2 protein-coding genes are annotated in these 1,233 nt (G+C 31.3%); both read right to left on the minus strand.

Annotation, left to right across the window (positions count from 1 at the left end; translation table 11 throughout):
* Positions 1–281 (minus strand): response regulator (locus tag DW059_RS15600; RefSeq protein ID WP_147326080.1); only part of this gene is annotated, 281 nt, incomplete at its 3' end.
* Between the two features lie 77 nt (positions 282–358).
* Positions 359–1,233 (minus strand): sensor histidine kinase (locus DW059_RS15605; RefSeq protein WP_117699391.1); only part of this gene is annotated, 875 nt, incomplete at its 5' end.

Genomic DNA, 1,233 nt, shown 5'->3' on the forward strand with positions numbered 1-1,233 from the left:
ACTTCATTATGTACTGTTAATATCAATACCTTTACTGGAATTTTATTCTGTTTAATATATTCTAATACTTCAATGCCATTTTTCTTAGGCATATTTATATCTAATAAAAGTATATCTGGATGAATCTTCTTATTTAATAAATTCAGACATTCTTCACCATCATTTGCCTCCGCAATTACTTTCATCGTACCATCAAGTTCCAGTAATTGTTTCAAGCCTTCCCGAATCATCATATGATCATCTGCTATGATTATTTCTATTTTATCTTTCACTTTACTCATTTTCTTCCTCCTCGACAAAGTTTGGTACACGAATACTTATTGTAGTACCCTTTCCTTCTTCACTTTTTATCTGAATCTCACCTGATAAAAGATGAACTCTTTTCTTTCATAATAGATAAACCAAAACCGGAATTTTTTGTTTTTGTAACTTTCTTTTTTGTATTAAATCCAATACCATCATCTTCAATTACAAGTGAAATATCATTTTCAGTATATTCTAATACAACACATATTTCTTTTGCATCAGCATACTTCAATGCATTCGTGCATGCCTCCTGCATAATTCTTAATAAAGACAATGCAACAACAGGTTTCACGTGAAACGGTTTTCCTATTATAATATATTCTATCTTCCGGTTCCACTCCTGCTCTATTTTTGCAATAGCATGTTTCAGTGTTACATCTATTCCTATATCATCTACTGACATTGGTCTGAGGTTATATATCATTTTTCTTGTATTGCTTATCACATTGCGAATATTATCAAGTACATTTGATAATTCCATTTTACAACGCTGCGAATCCATATCCATTACACGCATAGAAAGTTCTATCTTATGAAGCATACTGGTAAGATCCTGTACTGTAGAATCATGTAAATCTCTTGCAATGCGCTGTCGCTCCATTTCCTGTGCTTCTAATAACTGAATCTTATATTCTGCATTATCTTCTTCCTGATATTGCTGGGCAATTGTCTCCTTTTCCCTCTCACATTGAATAATAGATTGACACTCTTCCAAACGACGTTGTACATCATATAACTTGTTCTGTAATTCAGACTTTTCTTTGATAATATTTTTCTGCTGTACTTTCAGCTCATTAATTTTTTCCTTATTACGGGCATTCACTGTTCTTGGAGTAAACGCTTCATAATTTGGATCATTTATTTCATCCAGAAGTTCAATAAATTTTATATTTTCTTTTTCTGTATTTTCTAAAGAAATAATTTCTT

The sequence above is a fragment of the Roseburia sp. AF42-8 genome (genome assembly GCF_003435965.1).
GTDB lineage: Bacteria > Bacillota > Clostridia > Lachnospirales > Lachnospiraceae > Roseburia_C > Roseburia_C amylophila.